The sequence below is a fragment of the Brachyspira catarrhinii genome (genome assembly GCF_005518285.1).
GTDB classification, from domain to species: domain Bacteria; phylum Spirochaetota; class Brachyspiria; order Brachyspirales; family Brachyspiraceae; genus Brachyspira; species Brachyspira catarrhinii.
In genome coordinates this window covers 1-7,229 of the sequence record NZ_SJDU01000088.1, presented here as the reverse complement: position 1 = coordinate 7,229, position 7,229 = coordinate 1, and the positions used below count along the sequence as shown (strand labels likewise).

Below are 7,229 nucleotides of genomic sequence, written 5' to 3'. Positions count from 1 at the left end.
AAGAAAATCCTCTTTAATGAAAGGAGCGCCTATTTTGGATAATATAATCATAGGACTTGCAACCGTTTTAGCTATTTTTTCGGGCATAACCATTCCAAGTCTTTTTGGAACTAATTCTCCAAATATTAAAGTAAGATAAGTTACCAACGCCACTACGATTATTTTCGATATTGAAGAAGCGTAAACTGTCGGAATATGAATCTTTATTAAAATATTCGATAATTCTTTTGCAACGGTATCTCCCGAATAAATTCCCGTTAATATTCCTATCAAAGTTATTCCTATTTGAATTGTGGATAAAAATTTATCGGGATGATTTGCCAAAGAAAGCGCCGTTTTCGCGTTTTTATTTCCTTCTTTGCTCTCTTTCATTAAAGAGGATTTTCTTGCGGATATTACGGCTATCTCCGACATAGCGAATATGCCGTTTAAAATAATCAAAATTATTATAATTATAAAGTCCATATTTTAATAATTATGGCTGTCCTATATGAGTTAAAATAGTTTTTCTAAATTATACAAAATTTATAATTGTTTTTCAATATAAATATATCTATAAATTAAAACGAAGTAAAATATTTATTGCGATATAATTTAATTGCATTAATAATTTATATATGCTATTATTCAAAATCTAAAATTTATCGGATTTAATTTATGAATATTTTAAAAGGTTTTATAGTCGGCGCTTCTATGCTAGTTCCAGGTTTCAGCGGAGGAACTATGGCAATGATACTTGGAATATACGATAAATTAATCGCTTCTTTAAGCGGTATTTTAAGCTTTCCAAAAAACGAAAATTATTTTATTAAAAACAAATCGAATTTTTTAACGGTAATTTTATTTTCTATAGGCGCTTTATTAGGAATGATTATAGTGGCAAAACCTTTGTCCGTTTTAATAGATAAATTTTTTACAATAAGCTGTTTCTTTTTTATGGGAGCTGCATTAGGCGGTTTTAATACGGTTTATAATAAAACCAAATATTATAAATTTAATTATATGAGCATAATATACATAATATTGGGAGCGGCTTTGGTATATTTAATATCTATGATACCCGAAGGTTTTTTCAGCGACTCGGAAAATAATAGAAGCAAAAGTTTTACTTATTTTATACTTGCATTGGCGGGATTCATTTCGGCAATAGCATTGATACTACCTGGCATAAGCGTTTCGTATATGTTTTTATTATTAGGTATTTATCAGGAAACCATAAACGCGATTCAAAGCTTTTATATTCCTTATCTTGTCCCTTTATGTTTCGGTTTAATTTTAGGAATAATTTTAACCACAAAAATATTGGAATATTTTATGAAACATTATGTAAAATCTTCTTATTTAATTATATCGGGATTTGTTTTGGGTTCTATCATGCAAGTTTTTCCAGGTTTACCTAAAAACCCGATAGAATGGATATTATGTCCGTTGCTTTTTATATCCGCTTATTTATTGATAAGACTACTTCAAAGATTCGACCCCGATGCGATAGTTTAAAGAAAGAAATAAAAAATAAATTCTATTTTTCAAGTTTTATAAGAATTTTATTTTTCTTAATATCCGAAATGCCAGAATGCGAAATATTATAAATCATTCTTTTTTTTATTTTATTTACGGCGTTTATATTGTCGTATTTATAAATTATATCCAAAAGTTCGTTCGTTATTTCAAGTATATATTCGTTCGATTTTTTCGAGCATAATCTCGCGTATATTTTTAAAATATGATTTGCAAAATATTTTATCAATTTTATATCGTTAATTAAAACGGCTTTTTTCAAATGCGAAAAGTAAATTTTCAAAGTGTCCAAATTATTTTCTTTAATATATTTATCCAAAAATAGCGAAAATCTTTTTATATAATCTACGCTTTTATTTTTTAATTCGGCGCAAATTTCTTCGACATTGATTATATGAACGGAATATTTCAAATTCAATTTTATATTTCCTTCTTTGCCTTCAAATAATAAATAATCTTTCGAGGCGTTTACGGGATTATTTAATTTTAATCGGATGTTTTCAATATATTTTATTTTCAAATGATTATCGTTATTATGTTTCACTTTCGATTTTCTTGTATCGACTATAAATAAATATTCTATGTTTTTGGTTTTATTTACTATCGAACGTTTTGCTCCTCTATACTTCACATATTCCGAAGTCTCTATTTTTAAAGTTCCTTTATTTTCGAGTATTGAAATTAAATCGTCAAATTCTATTATTCCGTCAGTCGAATAACTCATAACTATATGATTAGCGTTTATATTTTCAAGCAAATTGATTAAAGAATTTTTTGCAGTTTTTTTATAGCAATAATCGGACTTTGTTTTTATCCAATCTTTTCTGATTCCGCCTTTATCCGTTTTCTTTCCGTTTATATATATTTTTTTATTTATCTTAGGTTTATCCCATAATGCAATCGTATTAAGTAAATGATAATTGCTTCCGTATTGATGCTGATTATATGGCGGGTCCAAATAAACCAAATCGAATTTTTTATCTTTATTTTTTATTACAAACTCGTTAGCATCGAGCATGCTTACATAACCGTTTTTGCCGTTATATAATGGAAGCTCTTTTAACGATATTGGAGTTAGTATTCTGCTTAAAGCGTCTTTATTTCTTCCGCCGAAACCAGAATGAAAAGCTTTGAAAACTCCAGATGTATTCGTATGAGTGGCCGACTCGTAAATTAAAGAAGCGATTAAATAAAAATATTCTTTTTGATTTATCGCGTTATTTTTGTAAAGCTCTTCAATATTATGCCTTATAATATCTATTTTAGTTCCGTTGTATTGAGTGTAAAATAATCTTTCGTTTTTTAAATCGGGGTTATAATCGTTTTTCGGAGAATAATATTTTGAAATATATCTGTCTTTATTTTTTATTCGGCTAATATTATTAATCGTTTCAATCGTATTTTGAAGCCCGCCCATATGCATAAACATATTTTTTGTATCTTCAATATTTATATTAATATGAGCGTAATTCAAAATATAAGAATAATATTCCCAATCGTTAGAATAAACTTCCAAATCTAAAGTTTTTAATAATCTCGATACGCTTCCGCTTCCCGCAAATAAATCCAAAGCGGTTTTTATATTTTTATCTTTATCCAAAATTTCTAAAAAAACATTTTCTATAAATGGCAATAATCTCCTCTTATTTCCAATGTATGCGATTAGATTTTCTTTAAGATATTTATTTTTTATGTCTATATTATTAGTTATCATAATATAGTTATCGGAATTTAATTAACATAGTTTAATTAACATAATATTAAAAAGAGTGAGAAGAATATTAAGCGGTTATAATTCTATTTTTTACAAAAAATGTTATAATAAAAAATATTTTTTAATCGAAGGTTTTTAATGAACGATAAATTAAAAGATAGAATAAATAAAATAATATCTTTACTATCTTACGGATTATACGAAAGAAAAGAAACTGTAGCTTTGACTTTTTTGAGCGTCATCGCTGGAAAGCCCGTTTTTCTTTACGGTCCGCCTGGAACCGCAAAAAGTTTTATAGCGAAAAGAATCTCTTACGCCTTCAAAGATTCAAAATATTTCGGATATTTAATGCAAAGATTCAGCACGCCCGAAGATATATTCGGTCCCATAAGTTTGGAAGAACTTAAAAACGATAAATATGTTAGAAAAATAAAAGGATATTTGCCCGACAGCGATTTTGCTTTTTTGGACGAGATTTGGAAAAGCACTCCCGCAATACTTAACACTTTGCTTACGATTATAAACGAGAGAATTTTTAAAAACGGTTATGAAGAAATAAAAGTTCCTCTTAAAGGTTTGATTTCCGCAAGCAACGAAACTCCGCCGCCAAATCAGGGACTCGAAGCTTTATACGACAGATTTATAACGAGGCTTACGGTTTATCCTCTTAAAAATAGAGATAATTTTGAAAAACTTTTAGAGAATACGAGTTTGAATCCTTTTGTGGAAATTGACGAAAAATTAAAAATCACAACGGAAGAATGGAATAAAATGAGCGAAGAAATAGGTAAAATAAAAATTTCAAAAATCGTTTTTAATATTATTCACGCGATAAAACTTTCGATAGAAAAATTTAACGAAGACAATAAAGATATTCCAATTTATATTTCGGACAGAAGATGGCAAAATATTTCTTACTTAATGAAAACCGCCGCATATTTGAACGATAAAAAAGAAGTCGATATTTACGAAACTTTGCTTTTGGATAATTGTTTATGGAGTTTGGAAGAACATATAGAAGCGGTGAAAAAAATTGTTGAAAACGCGATTAGAATTTCTTATAATTTCAAAAATTCGGATTTAGAAAATTGGAAAAACGATTTTGAAAATTTAAAATCGGAATTTGAAAATACATTTTTTAATTTGGAGAAAACTTACGATACGGAAAATATTGACGACAAATTATATATTGCGAAAACTTTGAATGTCAAAATAGACGAATACGGAAATAATGCCGATACGATAATTTATATTCCGCTAAAAAATATGAATAAGAAGGGTTATTTTTATCCGTTAGACCAAGGACGATTTATAACAAAAAAATTCAGATGCTCTTTTAACGAAAGCGAAATATGTTCCGTAGAGATTAATTCTGCGACTTTAACGAACGGAATAATGTCCGATAAACTTTCAAAAAATTACGAATTCTTTACAAAATTCGAGCCAAAATTTTATATGAGAAAAAACGGCTTAAAGAAAGTTGAAAAAGAAAAAAAAGATAATTATTTGATTCTTATCGATTCGCTTACATCGAAAATGGAAAATATAATTTTAGATTCAAAAAATAATTTTGAAAAAACAAAAAACGAATCTAAAAATATTTTTATATCGGAAGAAAAAATTAATATAATAAACGACATTTTTGAAAATCATATTGAAGATTTGGAAAGCGAAAAATTAAACGCAGAAAAATTGAAAAGCGAAATTATAAATTATGCAACAATTTAAAAATTTTAAAAATATTTCGGAAACTGCAAATAATATTACGACAAAAGAAATCAAGAAAACGGAAGATATGGCAAGAGGAGTTTTTTACGGTTCTTTTAAGAATATTGACGATAAGAGACTCGAAGACGAACTTGAAATAAAAATTTCAAAATGGAAAAAAGAACTAAAAGAATATATAGAAAATAATAATCCTTATCAAAATAATAAAATAGAATTGGGCATTGCTTTTAAAAAAATGCAAAATAAAAATTCTAATAAAAACGAAATAATCAATTATTTAAATAATTTCAAAGAAATTGATAAAAATATAGATTCTAATTTTTGGACTAACAAAATAAACGATAAAAATTTAAATATTATAAGAAAAAATATTCTCTCTTCTTGGGAAAAATCTTATAACGATAAAAATAATACTTGGACTTTGAATATTATTAAAAGCAAGCGAGATAAATTTATTGTCGATATGGAATCTTGGATTAAACTTTTAAAAAAACTTAAATATATGTCAAATATTTTAAGAATAAAAACGGGCGTTCTTTGGGATTTTAGAGTCGGCGAATTGTCCGAAGAAGATATTTCGCTTCTTCAAAGATGGACTGATTTTATAAACGATTATAAAGACATAGAAAAAATTTGCGAGAGTATGGGAAGAAGAGTCGATATTGAAAATGCGATTAACAATATAGAATTTAAAGATACTTATAATTATTCCAATAAAAAAATAACTTCAAAAGACGAAATTGTCGGGATTTATTTTTCAAAAGATATTGAGAATATAGTTCCCGAAGAGCTTTCTTTACTTTGCGACAAAGATTTTGAAAAATTATTTAAATTGAAATATATAGAAAATAGATTAATGTGTTTCGATAAAGATTCTTATATTTTTAACGAAAAAGAAAAACAAAAAATTAAAGCGGGTTATATTGACGGAAAAGGTCCCGTAATAATTTGTATCGATACGAGCGGCTCGATGAAAGGAATAAACGAATATATTGCAAAAGCGACAATGCTAAAAATCGTTATGCGGGCTTTGTCCGAAAACAGAAATATTTATTTAATCAATTTCAGCGTTGAAATTTACTCTTATAAATTTTCAAAATATGACGGACTTAACGAACTTATAAATTTTCTTAAATTAAGTTATCATGGCGGTTCAGATATTTATAAAGCGCTTTTCGAGGCAAATAGAATAATGAATACGGACGATTTCAGAAACGGCGATGTTTTGGTATTGTCCGATTTTATGATGGAAGATATGCCTTATAATTTAATCGAATTATGCGAAAAACAAAAATCAAAAGGAAATAAATTTTTTGCGGTTTCAATCGGTAAATTTCCTTTCGGTTATTCCTATAGAAAAGTATTTAGTAAACATTGGATATTCGATATTGATAATGGATTAAAAAATATTTACTAATCCATTATCAATAAAATTTTATTTTAAAATCGACTTTATCAATAGTAGATTGCTTCGGCAGTAGCCTCTCAATGACGATATAAATTTGTCATTGCTAACGGGGCTAAAGTTCGCCGTTGGCTAGTGAAGCAATCCGAAAATAAATATAATAAAAAAGACACCGTAAATTAAATACGATGCCTTTTAATCTTAAAGAAGCTTAAATGAAAACTTTTATTAAAATTATTGTTTAGCCAAATCTCCCATATATGTGGCTTTAAAGTTGTTAGGACCTTGTATACTTCCAAATTGATACCTAACCGTAATCGCAGTAATCTTATCAACAGCTTCACTAGTAGTAACGCTGACATATCCAAAAGTATTATTTTTTAATAATTGAGTAATAGCTATATATTCTTTATTATGCATATTTTCGGTTTTACTCTCGCCTCCAGCATTAAATTTACTATCGGCAGAAATACCATCGTAGCCATTGTTCAATTGAGCGCTTGATATTAATGATTGAGCAAATTCTGAAAGAACGGTTATTTTGTTAGCGTTTATAGTTACCGTAATTTCTAGATTTGTAGGCAATGTTCCGCTATTCGCTTCCTCTTCCGAAATTCCCGAAAAAGAATTACGAGTAAGAGTGCCTTTGAAAGTATAACTTCCAGTAAAATAAGTCGCCGCATCGCCCGAAGTAGTATAAATGTCATTTAAATCGAAATCACTACCTCCGTCTCCGCCTCCCGTTTTGTCTTCATTCTTACAGCTTACCGAAAACAAGAGCATAAACGATAATACTGCGATTAAAATTGTTTTGATATTCTTCATACGAATATCCTCCTATTAATAAATTTATTTATAACTAAA

At 27.8% G+C, this 7,229-nt stretch carries 6 protein-coding genes; 3 read left to right on the top strand and 3 right to left on the bottom strand.

The window, feature by feature from the left end; genetic code table 11:
• On the bottom strand, positions 1-465 hold a 465-nt coding region (locus tag EZH24_RS04830), incomplete at its 3' end, for a CNNM domain-containing protein (RefSeq protein ID WP_137997990.1).
• A 192-nt stretch (positions 466-657) separates the two neighbouring features.
• On the opposite strand from EZH24_RS04830, the gene EZH24_RS04825 reads away from it, so the two are divergent.
• Positions 658-1,497, top strand: coding sequence for a DUF368 domain-containing protein (locus EZH24_RS04825; RefSeq protein ID WP_137997989.1), 840 nt, complete (start codon positions 658-660; stop codon positions 1,495-1,497).
• Between the two features lie 22 nt (positions 1,498-1,519).
• Here EZH24_RS04825 and EZH24_RS04820 read toward each other — a convergent pair whose 3' ends face one another.
• Positions 1,520-3,232 (bottom strand): DNA adenine methylase, encoded by a 1,713-nt coding sequence (locus EZH24_RS04820; RefSeq protein ID WP_137997988.1) that lies wholly within the window; start codon positions 3,230-3,232, stop codon positions 1,520-1,522.
• A 138-nt stretch (positions 3,233-3,370) separates the two neighbouring features.
• Here EZH24_RS04820 and EZH24_RS04815 point away from each other — a divergent pair, with 138 nt between their 5' ends.
• Complete coding sequence (locus tag EZH24_RS04815; RefSeq protein WP_137997987.1) at positions 3,371-4,960, top strand: AAA family ATPase; 1,590 nt, start codon at positions 3,371-3,373, stop codon at positions 4,958-4,960.
• Entirely contained in the window at positions 4,947-6,377 is a 1,431-nt protein-coding gene (locus EZH24_RS04810) for a VWA domain-containing protein (protein ID WP_137997986.1), read from the top strand. Before EZH24_RS04815 ends, EZH24_RS04810 begins: the two co-directional genes overlap by 14 nt.
• Positions 6,378-6,599: 222 nt before the next feature.
• On the opposite strand, the gene EZH24_RS04805 is transcribed toward EZH24_RS04810, so the two are convergent.
• Entirely contained in the window at positions 6,600-7,190 is a 591-nt protein-coding gene (locus tag EZH24_RS04805; RefSeq protein WP_137997985.1) for a hypothetical protein, read from the bottom strand.
• Positions 7,191-7,229 lie beyond the last annotated feature (39 nt).